Source organism: Psychromonas sp. psych-6C06 (genome assembly GCF_002835465.1).
Taxonomy (GTDB): domain Bacteria; phylum Pseudomonadota; class Gammaproteobacteria; order Enterobacterales; family Psychromonadaceae; genus Psychromonas.
Map to the genome: position 1 here is coordinate 353,847 of NZ_PIZM01000006.1, position 17,003 is coordinate 370,849.

Genomic DNA, 17,003 nt, shown 5'->3' on the forward strand with positions numbered 1-17,003 from the left:
ACATCGCTATTTCCGTGAATTTTTACCATAATTGGCTTTCAATTACGCAAAACTAATAGCGCGCCTCTTAAAAATAATTACTCTCTTATTCAAGATACTATACCGCGTTCATCGACTAAAATTGCAGTCAAATAGCTGTAATAATGATCTTGAAATATTCAACCGCCCTTAGAGAATGTATACACTATCGGGCGTTACAGATTAGTTTTCTTCACGTTTCGTTAAAGGCCTGCGATTTACCACAACAGGCGTACGTTTTTTCGTTTTTTTCTCAATGTTAGTTATCTTGATCACTGACTTTTGAAGTATGAGGTTATTCGGGTACAAAATAACATTGCCATCATCACGCTCAATAGACAGGTGAAACATGCCGATATCTGTAATCACGCCAGTCATCTCATCATTTTCAATTTTTATTCTATCGCCAATACGGTAAGGAAAGACAAAAAAGATCAACACGCTTGCTGTGACATTACTGAGCATTGACCACTGTGCAATTAGAGCAACGCCTAACACTGCAAAAATTGAGGAAAGAAATAAAGACACGTCTCCATAACCAATATCGATGACATTGAGAAATATGCTAAATAATAAGGCGAACAATAGGCTACTAATGCACAGCGCAATAAACTTACGTCGATTATCAGATACATTTTTCTTTTTTGCCTGTGATTGAATTTGCTTATTAACAAACTGTTTAAGAAAACCAAAAGCAATTAAAAAAATAATTGATAACATAATGTTTAATAACATAACTTTCTTTCCCTTCTGCGCTTAATGGGCGCAGAGTACATGCAATATTTGGCGACAATGCCGATTCGATACTGTATATCGACTTTATCGTACTGTCTAACTATTTGCAGGGAGTTAAGGGGAATATCAAAGTCTGTAAGCATGACTTGCATGTACAATTTGTTCTCAATAAGTGTTTTTTAGCCTTGATGAATAACTATAATGTTTTTCCGGGGAGGGGCATTAGCGTTTGTTGGGTAAACATGTCGCTTTTAAATTCTACTGTGCATGTTTTTTCGAATTTACTTGTTGACCATTTTTATTGCTTTTTCGCCTATGCAATGTGTAATAACCACATGGCATAGGCTCTGCCTTGTATAAACAGCAAAATGACTGTTTATTTTGTGTTGCGTGGTATTGACGAAGTCATTACAGCAATAGCCAATAAATTATTGCAAAAATAAACCCGAAAGATCAACCGACCCTAGCAATAGTCTCGGTAATCGCTTTCATTACAGATTCACATATTGCAGGATCAAGTGCATCGGGGTGAGGATCTGCAAACTTCTCTTTATCGTTGTCAAAATATAAACCTGATGCATGTGTAAACTCATCACACAGTGAGGCTTGGCAAAGAACTTCGGCACCTAAACTGAGGTCGTTGCCTACAATGCCAAATGCATTTTTGACCATTTTACTCGCAAGTAAAGATTTTGGGTTGATAGCAATAATAGCGGGCCCACTCATCTTTAATTGCATACCTAGTACACGGGAAAAAATGGTTAATGCCAGTTTACTTTGTGCATACGCTTCACCATCGCTTAATACCTCTTTACCTGCCATTGCGTTTAAATTTACCGTTGATTGTGCCGCTGAAGAAAGGTTCAGCACACGACTTTGTTTATTCATAATCGGTAATAAAGCGTTTGTAAGTATGTAAGGCGCAATCGTATTAACCGCGAAACGAATATCTAAATTATCACTGCTACGATGATTATCTGCACTATAAACACCAGCATTATTAATTAAAACATCAATGTGTTGGTGTTTATGTTTCAGCATGTCGGCTAATGCATTGACCTCCTTAATAGAGGAAAGGTCTGCAATATAGCTCTCAGTCTGTACACTATTAGAAAGCAGGGCAAGATTACGCTCTACCTCGGCTAGCTTGTTGCTATTACGGCCGTGTAAAAGTACATGGTGACCCTGTTTAACCAGCATTTTAGCGGTTTCAAAACCAATGCCATCGGTTGCGCCCGTGATTAAAATTGTTTTTTGCATATTTAACTCCAGAAGTAACCAAACTATTAATAGTCAATGCTCATAGATACGAAGTGCTAGATGATGTTTACAACACGTTCAAGTGGTAAACGAGATTTAGGTAATGCTAAGTTATAATCCTCTTCGTTGTGATGATAACCAATTGCAAGTGCAACATCACAAACAAAACCATCTAATTCCTCTGCAAAAATATCACCAATTAACTCGCTATCGATGCCTTCCATTGTTGTTGAATCGATGCCTAGACGCGCTAAAGTATGCAATGTATTTCCTAATGCTAAATAGGTTTGTGATTTTGTCCAGCTAGCATTATTGCCTGTTTCATCAGTATTTAGGTCTACAAATGCAAATGCACCAAATGCTTGCTCTCGGTTTTCTGCTTGTGTGCGCTTATTAATAATATCTTGATCAATAACATGTCCGTAATCTTTACGTTTGTAAGCTGGATTATGAGCAAAGAGAATCGTATGCGATGCGTCTTTAATATGGTGTTGGTTAAATTGAAACTTATTTGCAAAGCTATCAAACATACGCTGTTTTGCTTGCTCGCTCTCGATAACAATAAACTTCCAAGGTTGCGAGTTAATTGATGATGCAGAAAGGTTCATCGCCTGATAAATCACATCAAGGTCTTGTTTTGATATGCGTTTAGAAGCGTCATATTTTTTAGTTGTGTAGCGTTTTTGTAAATCAGCAATAATAGGGTGAGTCATTTTTTTCTCCAATTTGAATAAGCTAATGTTGTTGAATGAATCATAGTGGGTTTTATTATTTACTTGAACAGTGTAATGTTTGAAACATTATCAAATTATTTTTGAGAATTATGTTATTAGAAGATCTGCAAGTTGTTTCTAAAGTCGCGGAGTATCGCAGTATTACAGCCGCCGCAACGCATTTAGATATGCATACTGCGACTGCAAGTGCAGCTGTAAAGCGTGTTGAAGCTTCGTTAGGTATAGAGTTATTTATCCGTACCACGCGCCACTTGCGTTTGTCGAGTGCAGGAGAACGCTATATTCCGCAGTGTGAACAAGCATTATTAATGCTCAAGCATGCGAAGCAAAATATTAAGAATGAGCTAGATATTGTTGATGGTGATTTGCGTATTGCTGTCTCTTCGGATTTAGGTCGAAACTTAGCTGTGCCTTGGTTAGATGAATTTATGTCAAAGCATCCGAAACTTAAGCTACGTGTGAGTATCAGTGATAGTAATATTGATTTTTATCGAGATTCGGTCGATATGGCACTACGTTATGGTTCACCGACTGATACTAATCTTTACGGTTTTAAAATTTGTGATGTGCCGGGGGTCTTATGTGCTTCGCCGGAGTATTTGAAAAAACAAGGAATGCCAGATCATCCTGATCAGTTAAACCAATATAACGGCCTGTTTTATCAGATGCATGACATTGTTTATGATCTTTGGGAGTTCCAACAAAAAGGGCAAACCTTTAAAGTGAAAATGGGGAGTAATCGTATCGCTAATGATGCTGAGTTGGTAAGACGCTGGTGTGTCGCAGGGCACGGACTAGCGGTTAAATCTAGCCTAGATATGGCTGCTGATCTGTTGTCAGGGAAGCTACTGAATGTGATGCCGGATTATCATCCTCGTAGCACTGAGCTTTGGTTAGTTTGCCCAAGCCGTCAATCGATAACGCCTGCCGTACGTTTGTTGCGTGATGCATTTCGAGATAAATGTGCACACATTCTAAAACAATTAACCGAACGAGAAATTATACCAAACAAAGTAAATAGCTGAGCAATTTTACTGCTTAAAATAACTTACTATGTTGAGTTTTTGCCTGAATTAAGTCACTTTTCCAGCGCAAAAATTTACATCACATAGTTAATTAGACTGGTATTACTTATTTACAGCTGAGGTAAATTAATGTTTTAGTATAAATTAAAGAATCACACTTCTTAATTGGTTTAAAGCGGGTACTGAAAAACCACGGTCATAAAAATAGAGTATTTCTCCTGCTTGGTTGATGAGAATGACTCTAGCGTTGTTGGCATTTTCATTACCCGTAAATGCTTGCATCGTTTCACCATCTTCATAGAGTGTGATAACACCTTTCCATAGCTCTTTGGGGATCCCTGCTCGCATGCCATCATTGATCTTAGTTTTAAACATGCGTGGCAACATCCCTTGTATAGCCGGAATCTCGTAAGCATCAACTCTAGTCTCTGTCATATCTAAAGCGATTAACCACCTATCGATATCAAACTGAGTATCTTGTTTATACCCAACGAGTAACAGTGTTTGCTCTGCAGTAAACATATCTGGAATGCTAACATCTTGCTGTTCAAGTGTTTGTCCGAGCATACGAGGCACTGTTTGACCATCAACATCATTGTTTTTATAGGTGCTACTACAAGCGGTTATCAGCAGGCTGAACAAAAGTACGGTAAGTAATTTCATGGCAAACTCTCTTATTTTTCAGTAAAAAAACATTTCTATTTTCACTGTTTAATACGCAATTAAATTCGCTATAGATCATGCTTACTGTTGATTATTACTAATTCACGGAATTAGCAGCTTCAATTAATAAGGTCATCATTAAAGGGGAAGCGCCGATATGTGTGGCAAGTTTAATTTCAGTGTCTGGGAATTGCTTTTTTGCTTGATTAATCGCATGAGGGATATCACTGGTCACATGTGTACCAGAATTAAGGAAATAAGGTAATAAGGTAATCGAAGTAGCGCCTTGGTTAACACATTGCTCAATACTTTCACTTATTGAAGGAGTCGATAGCTCTAAAAAACCTGCTTGAAAAATACGGTACTGAGCACCACAGTTATTTTTTAGCTTGTCAGCGATTGCAACCACCTCATCATTTGATTGTTGACGACGGCTTCCGTGTGCAATTAACAGTAATGCTTTCATTATTTTTTCCATGTTTAAAATAACCTCAATGTTGGAGAAAATGGCATATAGCCCCAGATCAGAGGTTAAATATTAATTTATTTTATTGGGATTATACCCATCCTAATCGCCATTGCTGGCTATCTTTTAAATCTCGCCAGTTTATGGCGTATTCATTGTTATTAATCACTGCTTCAATAAGGCACTCAATCACCACCTGTTGCTCATCAAAAGTAACACTAGTGATCACAAAGTGCTTTTCTTTATTAGTTACTGTGGTTTTAGTCCATTTACTATGTAATAGCGCTTTAGGGCTGACTCTATTCATCCGTTGCTCACCAAGTGTGTTTTTTTTATTACTACGAATGTTGTTGAGATCTGGATCACTCTAAGGTTGAAGATTTTTATCGGTTATATCTTTGTCCTTTTGATAATCTTGCTCTACTAGAGGCTCATCATTTTCAGCACACATATATGCACGACTTGAACAAAATGGAGTTAAAGGTAATGCGGGGGTCAGCGGTGGCTCTTCTTTGTTGATCTCACAATCTTTTGTGTGATGCATTTTTTTAAGAATACGCTGCGCCCACGCCCATGCGATAATACCAAACAGAACAGAGCCTAGCGCTTGCCCCGCGACGACGCCAATGGCACCAAACCACTGCGCACCAAAATAGACGAGTGGAATAGTACCAATGGTCGCTTTACCGATATTCATGGCTGTCGATGTTGTTGGGTAACCAAGGTTGTTAAAAGCTGCGTTGGAAATAAATAAAATGCCGTTAAAAATAAAGGTAATGCATAACCATGTACAATAAAATTGTAGTAGTTCGGCGGCATCACCCTGAAGACCAAAAATTTGCATAATATGTGCTTGAAGCAGGTAGATAATTACCGCCATTATTGCTACATAACAGCTGGTGAACTGTAGCGCTCGTGTCATGGTGTGGTTGACTCTATCATGCAAATTGGCACCATAATTTTGTCCTATAATCGGGCCAACAGCGCCAGACATAGCAAAGATCATGGCGAAAGCGACCGGTATTAATCTTCCAACGACTGCCCAACCTGCTACATAACCATCTCCAAAGCTGGCGATCATCATTGTCACATAAGCATTTCCTAAGGGCGTTGCTACATTGGTCGTCATTGCCGGGATAGCGACATTAAAAATCTCTTTTTGATCATCAATCCAAGCGCGGTAATTAAAGCGTCCGAGTAGCTGGTGGATATGAACAACGCCATAAATCGCTACCCAAGCTACGGCGAATCTAGCTAGCACAGATGCGACAGCTGCTCCGTGTAATCCCCAGTCAAAGACAAAAATAAACAGTGGGTCTAGCATTGCATTAGTGGCTCCCCCTGCTAATGTTGAATACATGGCACGTTTAGCATCACCTACTGACCTTAAGGCGGCCCCTGCACCCATCGCAACAGCTAAAATGGGTAAGGAGGGTAATAAAATTCGTAGATACTCAACGGCAAATTGGTGTGTGCTACCTTTTGCTCCCAGCATGGAAATCATCTCTGGTGTAAAAATCCAAGCGAGTGCTGCGACAAAAGCGCTCACTATAAAGCCACTGACCAGAATGTTGATCACTAATCGACGTGCTTTTTCACGGTTTTGTTGGCCAATCGCTCTTGATACCAATGCGCTCATCGCAATAGATAAACCAATTGATATTGATGTGGTGAAAAAGGCTATCGTGCCAGCATAACCGACCGCAGCTGCTAATTCTGTTTCACCTAACAAGCTGATAAAAAATAGATCTGCGAGATCGACTAGAAACAAAGCCGTTAAACCAATTGCATTAGTTGAAGACATAACCACGATATGGTTAAAAATATTGCCTGTCACAAATTTAGCTTTTTTACTATTTGGCATGAATGTTATCCAGATTAGTGAGGAGGATGTTGAGGCAACATAATGTGATGCGTAAGAAGTATGGAATAAGTTCTTTTTTATAACAACATATACATTTAAACTGTTTTTTTGATTTTTAATGAAGGTTTCTATTTTGCATACACTTTCTCAATTAAATGCTGGTGAATTAACCGGTGTTTCTCGCCTTTCTCTTTCGGAGGGATTACGTGAATTTCCTATGGCTATTTTGTCACTTGCAGACAGTTTAGAAGTTCTGGATTTGTCTAATAATCAATTGTCATCGTTACCTAATGAAATCGCACAGCTTCATAAGTTAAAAATTGTGTTTGCATCAAATAACCTTTTTACAGAATTACCCGCAGTGCTCGGGAAATGTAAAAACCTTGAAATGATCGGTTTTAAATCCAATCAAATTTGTGATGTCCCTGCGCAAGCATTACCCGAAAAACTGCGTTGGTTAATTTTAACAGATAATAAAATTGGCAATTTACCAGAGCGTTTAGGTGATTGTATACGACTACAAAAATTAGCGCTGGCGGGTAATGTATTAACGCACTTACCTGACTCTTTTGATCAGCTTGTTAATTTGGAATTGCTTCGTATTTCAGCGAACCAGTTAACGACATTCCCTGTTCAATTATTGTCACTACCTAAATTGGCCTGGTTTGCCTTTGCCGGCAATCCTTTCTGCAAAACTGATATTGCAATTAAATCTGTGCCCAGTATCGCTTCATCAAGTTATAGGCTAGGCAATATATTGGGGCAGGGCGCGTCGGGTATTATTTATCAAGCACATTGGAATACTGTAAAAAATGATTTTCCTGCGGATATTGCAGTGAAAGTCTTTAAAGGTGAGGTGACCAGTGATGGTTATCCGCAGGATGAGTTACAGGCTTGTTTAAAAGTGGGTAATCATCCTAATCTCGTACAATCTCTAGCACAGGTAGAAGCACCAGATAAACTCTCACTAATCATGGAGTTAATACCAGCACATTATACTAACCTTGGTCTGCCACCAACGTTACAAAGTTGTACTCGAGATACCTTTCCGAACGACTATCGTTTGAATATTCTGCAAATCGACAAAATGGTGAAGCAAATGCAAGCGGTCTTTGAACATTTGCATGATAACTTAGTGTGTCATGGCGATCTTTATGCACACAATACCTTAGTGGATCAGCAGGCAAATATTATCTTTGGTGATTTTGGCGCTGCGTCGATGTACCAAATGCTCAGTGAGAGCCATCAACAGAAAATAAGAGAGATTGAGCATCGTGCATTGATACACTTTGTGGATGATCTTTTATCTGTTTGCCGTGAAGAAGATCGCGGGACAGTACAATATCAGAGGCTTAAAAGGAAAATAATAGCAATCGAATTAAGTCTGTGATCTAAATTTTGCGCAGAAAAAGAGACTTAACTTAAAGCTAATACCATTGCGCATAATATTGTGATCAGAACTTGTTAAGGAAAAATGATAGAGAGCAAGGCGCATGATTGAGTAATAGGTAGCTATTGCCATTGAATGCAATGCAGTTATCAACCCTTTTAACCCACAAGGTAGATCAGATGGTGATGCGGATTGCTATAAATCTGACCGAAATAGTTACTCCTATTACGAAAGTTTCAACGAAGAGGTAAGTTACTTTAGCCAGTAAAATAGATCCGCTATTTGTTCGTTTGGTATAAGTCGTTCTTTACAGAAATAAAGAGACTACCCTAATATGAAAAAGCCCTACCATGAACTGATAGGGCTTTTTATCTTTAATAAATAATAGGTCTACTTACTTTTAATGCAGATAACCAACCGTGGCTCCAATACTGCAGGCTTTTCTGAAAATTATTTTTACCAAACGGAGCGTAAATAGCAAAGGTCAACACAACCTAAGGTTAGTTGTTTAGTGCTTTTGCATGATTAGCAATGGTATCAGCCATCTCTGTTACTTCTTTAAGTACTGTTACAGAGCCTTCAACGACCTCTTTTACGAGATCTAAGTTTTCATTGATATTGGCGGCTACCGTAGTTTGTTCTTCGGCTGCAGATGCAATTTGGTAACTCATATCTGAAATGTGGTGAACTTTCTCTACAATACCTGCCAACTTACCACCAGCTTGCGTTACTTGATCAACACCAACATCAGCTTCTTTTACACTTTTTACCATTAAGTTAACCGCTTCTTGAGCACTTTTTTGTAATTGTTCAATCATTCCTTGAATTTCAACGGTTGCGTCTTGCGTTCGCTTCGCAAGGTTACGTACTTCATCTGCCACCACTGCAAAACCTCTACCTGCTTCACCAGCACGCGCCGCTTCAATTGCCGCATTTAATGCTAAGAGATTAGTCTGCTCGGAAATACTGCGAATCGTATCAACGACACTGCCAATACCTTCAACTTTGACCTCGACACTGTTAACTGCATCAGAAGATGCACCAATGTTACTGGATAAAGAGTTAATAGACGCGATCGTTGCATCGACAAATTGACTACCTTCTTGAGCAACGTCAGATGCTTCAGTCGTTGATGAAGAAGCACTATTAGCATTGTTGGCGACCTCTTTAACAGTGGCAGTCATCTCATTCATTGCTGTTGCAAGTTGTTCGATTTGTTCAAACTCCTCCGCCATGGAGTCATTAATGATCTCCATACAGACACCAAGATGTTCTGTCACTTCGCTTAATCCTGCGATCTCTTTTTGATGGGCTTCTCTTTGGCGTTCATGTTCGGTGATACTTGGTGCTAATAAATGTAAAATTTCACCGCTTTCATTTTTAGGTTGAGTTTGAATGAATTCACCGAGCTTATTTGATGCGAGTGCGTTAATGACATCCTGCTTATTACTTTGCTGTTGTTTTTTTTGTAACAAGACGATTAGGTAAAGAATGGCTGCAAAGCAAGCTAAAAAAATAATATCCAGCATTAGATTGTTGCTACTGATAATGTGCTTAATAGCCAGTAATAGAGCACTAATTGCGATTAAAATGGTTGCCTTAGCATTGAGTGATAAGGCGAAGGCTTTTTGCGCTGTATTGGATAGTTTAGATTGAGACATGTGGATACCTGCATAATTAATTAAGTTCTTAATCACAGAGGAATACACTTTTACCTCATCGATTAAGCAGAAACTAGCTAATAGATAAGTCTAGAACGGTTGACCAGAAAAAGTAGCGATCTTTACAATAAAAAACAGAACTGTGAGGAGTGACCTATCTGATTGTTTTTTATCATAGAAAATCGCTTATATTGTTACTTTTCCTCTTGCCAATATACTGGTTTTAACAGAGCCTGTTGTTTTGATTGTTGCAGAGCATGTAATAATGAGTTTTGTTTGCGTTGTATCCATTTTAGATATTCATATTGCAAAGCATTATCGGGTTCATCATGCGCTATCTCATCAATAAGGTTCAGCATGGAAAACTCATTTAATCCCTGTTTGATATCTAGCCAAGGCGAACGGAATAAGTTGCTCTGTTGTCTTGAAAAAACATTACCTACGCTCAGTCCTGTTAATAGCGCACTTTCTAATAAACCTTGGTAAGCAAGAAACTGCTGCACAGAGAGTTCATCACTATTATTAAGGGCCTTTGCTATTTCATTCCAAGTGTTATCTAAGGTGCGTCGTGCGAAGGGGATGATGTTATTGGATTTGTCGCCTGAAAAAGTGCTTTTTTCTAACTGAATCGACCACTCTGTAAATGACAGGATGAACTGGCAATACCTTGATGATGTCAGTAAGCTGATAATAGGTTCAATTTCTGGTAGTGCGCGTTGCTGAGTGTTTATCTGTCGAATCAAGTTTTTTGATTTTGGTAGTTTACGCAAATAATAAGCTTTATTTTCTAATAAACGAGACTGAATAAAATATTCATCTAACCAAGAAAATGAACGTGCAAGCCAATGCAGGTCTTCAATCCACGGAGTTTGCGTCAGCCCATCTATTTCATTCTTAAATAATACAATGTTCTGATGTAAAAACTTAACCCCATTTAATAACTCACAAAGCGCTTCTAATTGATGCCCTTCTATAAAGCAATTTTCGTGGTATTGAATCTGTTTAAGTCCGTGCTGTAGGTTTGCTAATAATGCTTGTGTAACGGACAAGCTTTCGCTAATTGGCGAGTGTTCAAGGGGTTTAATATCGAATGTTGCATTATCGGCTAGCATGTAACCACGTTGCGCTTTACTCACATTACCTAAACGAACACTGGGTAGGTGTGCGATTTGCTCGCCGAGTATAAATAATTGCTTTTCATCACCCTTTACGAGTTCAAGTTCAATTTCACAGAGTGCGACTTTACCCTTATTGGTTTCAACAAAACCACTGTCGTAAGCGACTTCAATAAGAGTGTCATTAGCGATTTCAATTAACCAAGTCTGACGCTCAAAGTCGGTGCTAAAAATGGGGGTTAGTGCTTTTTGTAGTTCCTGAGTATCGCTATTTTCTGGCCATATTTTTGTTGGGAAACGAGTCAACTCTGGGCGTAGACCTTCAATTGGTTCGTTATATTCTGGGCGCTGATGTAACCCACCAATCACTCGTCCTGCTGTTTTAATGGTTTGTACTGCTTTGCCATCACAGCTACGAACACGTAACCCCATATCAAATTGGCGAAGGCGTCGATCTGCAGTATCAAAGTAAACATTATGTAAAAATTGTGTTTTGTTAGAAATGCAGTGAAATTTGTTAAGTGTGCTGTACAAAGTGTCTGCAAATGCAGCATTAAAAATGAATTTTAATTCTATTTCTACTTCCATAATTTCTTTGATAAACCTATCTACTCAGGGAATTTAAATGTCGAATTCGTGATAATTTTGTGAATTATACTAAATTCAGGTTCAATTGTGTTGAAAAGAAAGCTAACATGCGCCGCATATTTGTTGTTCAGTTTGATCACTTAAATAAAATAATAGGGTATGTTATGCCAGTTAATTCAATATTTGGAGTATTTGCAAAATCTCCAATTAAACCGATTCAGATGCATATTGATAAAGCTGCTGCTTGCAGTGAATTATTAGTTTCATTTTTTCATGCTAGTGCGAAACCTGACTGGGTTGAAGCTGAAAAAATTCGTAAAGAAATATCCACACTTGAAAAACAAGCTGATGAACTGAAGCGAGAATTACGCTTAACGTTACCTCGTGGCTTGTTTATGCCTATCGATCGTTCTGATTTGATTGAGCTTGTAAACCGTCAAGATAAAATTGCTAATACGACTAAAGATATCGCAGGACGTATCTATGGTCGCCAATTACAAATTCCAAATGAAATCTTTACTGACTTTATGACTTATGTTGAACGTTGTGTTGATGCGGTTAAACAAGCACGTAAAGCAATTAATGAGTTAGATGAATTGCTCGAAACAGGCTTTAAAGGCCGTGAAGTTGATATCGTGACCGAGATGATTGGTGAATTAGAAAGTATTGAAGATGATACTGATACATTACAAATCCGTTTACGTCGTCATCTACTTTCTGTTGAGGAGCACTACAACCCTGTTGATGTCATGTTCCTTTATCAAATTCTTGAGTGGGTTGGCCAATTGGCAGATCATTCAGAGCTAATTGGTACGCAGCTTGAACTTATTCTTGCTCGTTCATAATATTCACTAGGAGTTAAACATGGATATTTTAGCAGTACACGGCGAAACTTTAGTTATTTTTGCTGCTGTTGTAGGCTTTTTGATGGCTTGGGGTATTGGTGCAAATGATGTTGCCAATGCAATGGGGACATCAGTTGGGTCAAAAGCACTTACTATTAAACAAGCAATCATCATTGCGATGATCTTTGAGTTTGCTGGTGCATACTTAGCGGGTGGAGAAGTAACTTCAACGATTCGTAAAGGTATCATTGATGCAACTTATTATGTTGACCAACCTGAGTTGCTGGTCTTTGGTATGACCGCCGCTTTACTTGCCGCTGGTACATGGTTAATTATCGCATCGTATTATGGCTGGCCAGTTTCTACTACTCACTCTATCGTTGGTGCTATTGTAGGATTCTCTGCCGTTGGTGTTGGCATGGACAGTGTGACATGGTCAAAAGTAGTTGGCATTATTGGTAGCTGGGTTATCACGCCACTTATATCGGGCATAATCGCATACTTTATATTTATGAGTTCGCAAAAGTTGATATTTAACACTAAAGATCCTATCGATAATGCGAAGCGATATGTTCCTATCTATATGTTTTTAGCTGGTTTTGTAATGTCATTAGTGACCATTATTAAAGGCTTAAAACATGTCGGACTACACTTTGAAACAAGTAATGCATTTATCCTTGCTATTGTGACAGGTGTGATTGTTGCGATTATCGGTAAAGTATTTATTAATCGTATCAAGATTGATCCGAAAGCTGATAAAAAGATGCACTTTGCGAATGTGGAAAAAATATTTGCGGTATTGATGATTGTTACTGCATGTGCAATGGCCTTCGCCCATGGTTCAAACGACGTAGCTAATGCGATTGGTCCACTAGCTGCTGTTGTGAGTATCGTTGGTCATAACGGTGAAATCGTTCCTAAATCGGAACTTGCTTGGTGGATTTTACCACTAGGTGGTGTAGGTATTATCTTAGGTCTCGCTATTTTCGGTAAACGTGTAATGGCAACTATCGGTACTGGTATTACTCATTTAACGCCAAGCCGCGGTTTTGCTGCTGAGCTAGCTGCCGCTTCAACGGTCGTTATTGCATCAGGTACTGGTTTACCTATTTCTACCACTCAAACCCTCGTGGGCGCGGTCTTAGGTGTAGGTATGGCCAGAGGTATCGCAGCATTAAACTTAGGCGTTGTTCGTAATATCGTTATCTCATGGGTAGTAACACTGCCAGTTGGTGCTGGTTTATCTATCGTATTCTTCTACGGATTAAAAAATATGTTTAGCTAATTAGTCCGCTAAGCAGTAATGTGAAAGAGAGCTTCGGCTCTCTTTTTTGTTAATCGCACTTTTACTTAAATGTAATTGCTTTAAAATAACCGCAGTCTTTATTCTTGGTAACAGGTGAACCCTTTGAAAAAATTTAAAATGCTTTTTGCAACACTACTGGCAACGGTCTCGATGAATACTTTCGCTGAGGTGCGTTATATCAGTGATGACGTTTTTATCTATCTACACTCAGGACCAAGCTTAGAATATCGCATTATTGGTACATTAAAAGTTGGCACACAGGTAGATACTTTAAAGTACGATGAGAAAACCAAGTTCATGCAGGTAAAGTCTGAAACCGGCCGTGTGGGGTGGATGAAGTCTTCTGAATTACAAGCAACACTGCCAGCTAAAAGCTTACTACCTACTGTGCAGGAAAAGTTAGTCGCAGCTGAAGAAAAATTAGCTAACATTGCGGCTGAAAATGCTGCTAGCCTTGCTGATAAAGAGCAACTGTTTCAAGAGCAAATTATACAGGTTGATAATTTAGAGCAGGAAAAGGCATCATTACAGCAACAAATTTTAGATCTTAAAGCGCGTAATTTAGAGTTGGACTTATTGCAAGAAACGAAAGAGTCACGCATTCAAATGGAATGGTTGCTTAATGGTGGTGGGGTGTTATTTTTTGGATTGTTAATTGGCTTATTAATTCCTTTTCTACCACGCCGTAAAAAACGTACTAATAACTGGTAATTGAAAAGAAGCTGACAGCTGATAGTTTTCAGCTGTCAGCGAGTAATAGCTAAAGAGTCCTTCTTGCTTGTTAAAGCTTGCTCTTCCTACTAAGCACCACAGCGCTTTCTCTATTCTATTATTATAGCTTATAGCTTATAGCTTATAGCTTCTAGCTTCTAGCTTCTAGCTTCTAGCTTCTAGCTTATGGCTTCTAGCTGACAGCTAATAACTGACAGCTAATAACTGACAGCTGATAGCTAATAACCTCTAATACCCTTTCCAGTCCGTTAACGACTCTACACTAAAGCTTTGTCTTTCTAAGCGGAAAATACTTCGCTGAGGCTGTATTTCAATGAGTTCTAACTGTCCTGTACTATCAAACTCACCTTCTGTAAGCTTTTCACCGTTGATGCGAATCCACCTATCAGCAACCACTGATGAGTACATATGCGAGTCGTAACGGATAAGTGGTACTTTATTTTGAAAGTCACTGCTCATGTCTCGAATATCGCTGCCATCATTCATCCCTTCTTCGGGAGTGAAGTCATCTTTTATTTCACTATTTTCTTCAATTTCGCTTAACAGAAGTGCTAATTCAAAGCGTTTTTTGAGATCGTTTGGCGTATCTTCATAATCTACTTCAGTTGATGTGTTTTCTTCATTAAGTGAGATAACTTGTTGTGAATTGTCTTCCTCTTCAATCACTTCCTCTTCCTGAACAGATACGGTTTTAGGTGCTTGAACTGTTATTTCTGCCTTAGGTGCTTGCGTTGGAAGTGGTTTAGTATCAAATGTTACTTGCACCATGTGGTTCTTTTGAGGTTGCTGTGTGACGATGTTATTCATTGCCGGTGCCACTTTAGCTGGTGGGTTAAGCAATAAATATATCAGCGCGCTTAATAATACGATGATCACGAGTAATGCCGCAGAAATAATCACTTTCCATTGCATGAATATATTCACTTTAGGGGCGACCGGTGGGGGAGTCCCTGTCTGGTCAAAATTACTTTTTTGTAATGCTTGTAAAATAGTCGACATTAGTTTGCTTCCTGCAATAATCGAGGTGAATCGGGCGAAGCGATCTGCATTAGTGGCATCAATGTACGTGGTCCTACAATACCATCGTCCATAAGTCCTTGCTCACGTTGAAATGCACTCACCTGCTCTAGTAAACGTAGGTCAAAGCGAGTTTTATTTTCGCTAGACCATCCCTGTTCTTTGTTAAGTTGATTGGCTAACCAAGTCACTTTTTCGCCCTCTTGCCCAAACTTAATGGCCCCATTTAATGGGAAGGGAGCTTTCCATATTAACGTGCTTTCGCCTGTCCAATATTGTTGAAACCACGCTTCTGTGACATAGATGAGGTTACCATTTATAAGTAGTTGATAGTTGTCTGCGATCTTGTAAATGACCGCGTACACTTCATCTTTATTGTTATTAGCTAAGCGGATTACACTTGGATAATTTAACTGTTTAAGTTGCTCTAGGTTAACTTTACGTTCATAACAATTCATTAATGCACTGTTATTTTGTTGGCAACTGATAGCGTTGCTATTTACCTGATATCCCCATACGGAATATAAACTTGTTAACGCATTTTGATAGTTGCTGTTACTCAGGTCTAGCTGTGGGTAGGCATTAAACCACTCGCTACCTAAGGCAACATGCTCTTGCTCATCAAACGATAAGCTTTTTTTCAGAGTGACTAAAGCGTCATCGGGGATTAAGCGCTGTATAATTTGTGGTGCTTGCCAGAGAGTCAATGCAATTAATGCGACTAATGCAGGAATTCGCCATTTGGTCAGCAAGGATTTTGACTTCGTCTTATGGTGTTCAAAATGCACTTCTCGGCTAGCTTGCTTGACCATTTTTAGAGTAACAATATGGCTATCTTCGGTATAAGCTGCCAATAAGCTGCGATCACAAAGAATATTCGTTAAACGTGGAGTGCCTTTACACTTCCTAAAGATCTCTTGTAGCGCGGATTTATCAAAAATAGCATGCATTGACCCGGCAATATTAAGTCGATGCTGAATATACAGATTGCTTTCTTGCTGTGTTAAAGAGAGAAGGTGGTAACGTGCTGTTATTCGCTGTGCTAATTGGCGAAATTCAGCCTGCTTTAGCTTCTCCTGTAACTCTGTTTGACCAATTAAAATAACCTGTAATGGTTTTTTATCGTTAGTTTCGATGTTAGTAAGCAAGCGAAGTTGTTCAAGCGCTGCAAAACTAAGGTGTTGTGCTTCATCGATAATGACAATGGTATGGCGATTTTGTAAACAGTTTGCAATCATCCATGTGGTCAGTTCATTGAAAAGAGAGCGTAGATTGTTTTTCTGATATTGAATATTAAAGCTATCGCAAATCGTCGACAGTAATTCAATCTCACTTAAAGCTGGATTAAGAATAAAAGCAATATCGCTATCATCGCTCATATGTTCGACCAAAGAGCGACAAATAGTGGTTTTTCCCGTCCCCACTTCACCTGTTAGTAGTGCAAAACCGCCATGACCTTTTAAGCCTTCTTTGAGATGGTCAATCGCCTCTTTATGACGTTCACTCAAAAAAAGAAAGTTAGGATCCGGTGAAATGGAAAAAGGTTTTATTTTTAATGAAAAAAATTCTTGGTACATAAATAAC

At 38.8% G+C, this 17,003-nt stretch carries 16 protein-coding genes; 5 read left to right on the plus strand and 11 right to left on the minus strand.

What is annotated here, in order from left to right:
* Positions 1 to 201 precede the first annotated feature (201 nt).
* From CW745_RS10155 to CW745_RS10165, 3 genes are all read right to left on the minus strand, one after another.
* Entirely contained in the window at positions 202 to 753 is a 552-nt protein-coding gene (locus CW745_RS10155) for a mechanosensitive ion channel family protein (RefSeq protein ID WP_101108534.1), read from the minus strand.
* A gap of 453 nt (positions 754 to 1,206) precedes the next feature.
* Positions 1,207 to 2,013, minus strand: a complete 807-nt coding sequence (locus tag CW745_RS10160) for an SDR family NAD(P)-dependent oxidoreductase (protein WP_101108535.1) — start codon at positions 2,011 to 2,013, stop codon at positions 1,207 to 1,209.
* Positions 2,014 to 2,069: 56 nt separating this feature from the next.
* The gene (locus CW745_RS10165; protein ID WP_101108536.1) at positions 2,070 to 2,726 is read right to left on the minus strand and encodes an NAD(P)H-dependent oxidoreductase; all 657 of its coding nucleotides are present in this window, start codon (positions 2,724 to 2,726) and stop codon (positions 2,070 to 2,072) included.
* A 110-nt stretch (positions 2,727 to 2,836) separates the two neighbouring features.
* Here CW745_RS10165 and CW745_RS10170 point away from each other — a divergent pair, with 110 nt between their 5' ends.
* On the plus strand, positions 2,837 to 3,772 hold the full coding sequence (locus tag CW745_RS10170; RefSeq protein ID WP_101108537.1) for a LysR family transcriptional regulator: 936 nt from the start codon (positions 2,837 to 2,839) through the stop codon (positions 3,770 to 3,772).
* A gap of 144 nt (positions 3,773 to 3,916) precedes the next feature.
* Here CW745_RS10170 and CW745_RS10175 read toward each other — a convergent pair whose 3' ends face one another.
* The 4 genes from CW745_RS10175 to CW745_RS10190 all read right to left on the minus strand — a co-directional run bounded on the left by CW745_RS10175 (position 3,917) and on the right by CW745_RS10190 (position 6,765).
* The gene (locus CW745_RS10175) at positions 3,917 to 4,435 is read right to left on the minus strand and encodes a hypothetical protein (RefSeq protein WP_101108538.1); all 519 of its coding nucleotides are present in this window, start codon (positions 4,433 to 4,435) and stop codon (positions 3,917 to 3,919) included.
* A gap of 97 nt (positions 4,436 to 4,532) precedes the next feature.
* Positions 4,533 to 4,913, minus strand: a complete 381-nt coding sequence (locus CW745_RS10180; protein ID WP_274521248.1) for a CbiX/SirB N-terminal domain-containing protein — start codon at positions 4,911 to 4,913, stop codon at positions 4,533 to 4,535.
* A 79-nt stretch (positions 4,914 to 4,992) separates the two neighbouring features.
* Positions 4,993 to 5,208 (minus strand): TIGR02450 family Trp-rich protein, encoded by a 216-nt coding sequence (locus CW745_RS10185; RefSeq protein WP_101108540.1) that lies wholly within the window; start codon positions 5,206 to 5,208, stop codon positions 4,993 to 4,995.
* A 60-nt stretch (positions 5,209 to 5,268) separates the two neighbouring features.
* Entirely contained in the window at positions 5,269 to 6,765 is a 1,497-nt protein-coding gene (locus CW745_RS10190) for an MATE family efflux transporter (protein ID WP_101108541.1), read from the minus strand.
* 133 nt (positions 6,766 to 6,898) lie between these two features.
* On the opposite strand from CW745_RS10190, the gene CW745_RS10195 reads away from it, so the two are divergent.
* Positions 6,899 to 8,155, plus strand: coding sequence for a leucine-rich repeat-containing protein kinase family protein (locus CW745_RS10195; protein ID WP_101108542.1), 1,257 nt, complete (start codon positions 6,899 to 6,901; stop codon positions 8,153 to 8,155).
* A gap of 500 nt (positions 8,156 to 8,655) precedes the next feature.
* On the opposite strand, the gene CW745_RS10200 is transcribed toward CW745_RS10195, so the two are convergent.
* Positions 8,656 to 9,816 (minus strand): methyl-accepting chemotaxis protein, encoded by a 1,161-nt coding sequence (locus tag CW745_RS10200; RefSeq protein WP_101108543.1) that lies wholly within the window; start codon positions 9,814 to 9,816, stop codon positions 8,656 to 8,658.
* A 194-nt stretch (positions 9,817 to 10,010) separates the two neighbouring features.
* The gene (locus CW745_RS10205; RefSeq protein WP_101108544.1) at positions 10,011 to 11,519 is read right to left on the minus strand and encodes a CYTH and CHAD domain-containing protein; all 1,509 of its coding nucleotides are present in this window, start codon (positions 11,517 to 11,519) and stop codon (positions 10,011 to 10,013) included.
* Between the two features lie 164 nt (positions 11,520 to 11,683).
* Between CW745_RS10205 and CW745_RS10210 the strand changes: the two genes are divergently transcribed.
* The 3 genes from CW745_RS10210 (at position 11,684) to CW745_RS10220 (ending at position 14,381) form a co-directional block, all read left to right on the plus strand.
* Positions 11,684 to 12,364 (plus strand): TIGR00153 family protein, encoded by a 681-nt coding sequence (locus CW745_RS10210; protein ID WP_101108725.1) that lies wholly within the window; start codon positions 11,684 to 11,686, stop codon positions 12,362 to 12,364.
* A gap of 19 nt (positions 12,365 to 12,383) precedes the next feature.
* Entirely contained in the window at positions 12,384 to 13,649 is a 1,266-nt protein-coding gene (locus CW745_RS10215) for an inorganic phosphate transporter (protein ID WP_101108545.1), read from the plus strand.
* 123 nt (positions 13,650 to 13,772) lie between these two features.
* The gene (locus CW745_RS10220; RefSeq protein ID WP_238596775.1) at positions 13,773 to 14,381 is read left to right on the plus strand and encodes a TIGR04211 family SH3 domain-containing protein; all 609 of its coding nucleotides are present in this window, start codon (positions 13,773 to 13,775) and stop codon (positions 14,379 to 14,381) included.
* A 249-nt stretch (positions 14,382 to 14,630) separates the two neighbouring features.
* Here the strand turns inward: CW745_RS10220 and CW745_RS10225 are convergent, their stop codons facing one another.
* Both CW745_RS10225 and CW745_RS10230 read right to left on the minus strand, forming a co-directional pair.
* The gene (locus CW745_RS10225) at positions 14,631 to 15,401 is read right to left on the minus strand and encodes a general secretion pathway protein GspB (RefSeq protein ID WP_101108546.1); all 771 of its coding nucleotides are present in this window, start codon (positions 15,399 to 15,401) and stop codon (positions 14,631 to 14,633) included.
* On the minus strand, positions 15,401 to 16,996 hold the full coding sequence (locus tag CW745_RS10230) for an AAA family ATPase (RefSeq protein ID WP_101108547.1): 1,596 nt from the start codon (positions 16,994 to 16,996) through the stop codon (positions 15,401 to 15,403). The genes CW745_RS10225 and CW745_RS10230 overlap by 1 nt, the downstream gene beginning before the upstream one ends.
* Between the last annotated feature and the right edge of the window lie 7 nt (positions 16,997 to 17,003).

Excerpts from the sequence above, each read along its gene's own strand:
- CW745_RS10225 (WP_101108546.1), bottom strand. The coding sequence starts at position 15,401 with ATGTCGACTATTTTACAAGCATTACAAAAAAGTAATTTTGACCAGACA.
- CW745_RS10165 (WP_101108536.1), bottom strand. The coding sequence starts at position 2,726 with ATGACTCACCCTATTATTGCTGATTTACAAAAACGCTACACAACTAAA.
- CW745_RS10230 (WP_101108547.1), bottom strand. The coding sequence starts at position 16,996 with ATGTACCAAGAATTTTTTTCATTAAAAATAAAACCTTTTTCCATTTCA.
- CW745_RS10190 (WP_101108541.1), bottom strand. The coding sequence starts at position 6,765 with ATGCCAAATAGTAAAAAAGCTAAATTTGTGACAGGCAATATTTTTAAC.
- CW745_RS10170 (WP_101108537.1), top strand. The coding sequence starts at position 2,837 with ATGTTATTAGAAGATCTGCAAGTTGTTTCTAAAGTCGCGGAGTATCGC.
- CW745_RS10180 (WP_274521248.1), bottom strand. The coding sequence starts at position 4,913 with ATGGAAAAAATAATGAAAGCATTACTGTTAATTGCACACGGAAGCCGT.
- CW745_RS10210 (WP_101108725.1), top strand. The coding sequence starts at position 11,684 with ATGCCAGTTAATTCAATATTTGGAGTATTTGCAAAATCTCCAATTAAA.
- CW745_RS10155 (WP_101108534.1), bottom strand. The coding sequence starts at position 753 with ATGTTATTAAACATTATGTTATCAATTATTTTTTTAATTGCTTTTGGT.
- CW745_RS10185 (WP_101108540.1), bottom strand. The coding sequence starts at position 5,208 with ATGAATAGAGTCAGCCCTAAAGCGCTATTACATAGTAAATGGACTAAA.
- CW745_RS10215 (WP_101108545.1), top strand. The coding sequence starts at position 12,384 with ATGGATATTTTAGCAGTACACGGCGAAACTTTAGTTATTTTTGCTGCT.
- CW745_RS10200 (WP_101108543.1), bottom strand. The coding sequence starts at position 9,816 with ATGTCTCAATCTAAACTATCCAATACAGCGCAAAAAGCCTTCGCCTTA.
- CW745_RS10175 (WP_101108538.1), bottom strand. The coding sequence starts at position 4,435 with ATGAAATTACTTACCGTACTTTTGTTCAGCCTGCTGATAACCGCTTGT.
- CW745_RS10205 (WP_101108544.1), bottom strand. The coding sequence starts at position 11,519 with ATGGAAGTAGAAATAGAATTAAAATTCATTTTTAATGCTGCATTTGCA.
- CW745_RS10160 (WP_101108535.1), bottom strand. The coding sequence starts at position 2,013 with ATGCAAAAAACAATTTTAATCACGGGCGCAACCGATGGCATTGGTTTT.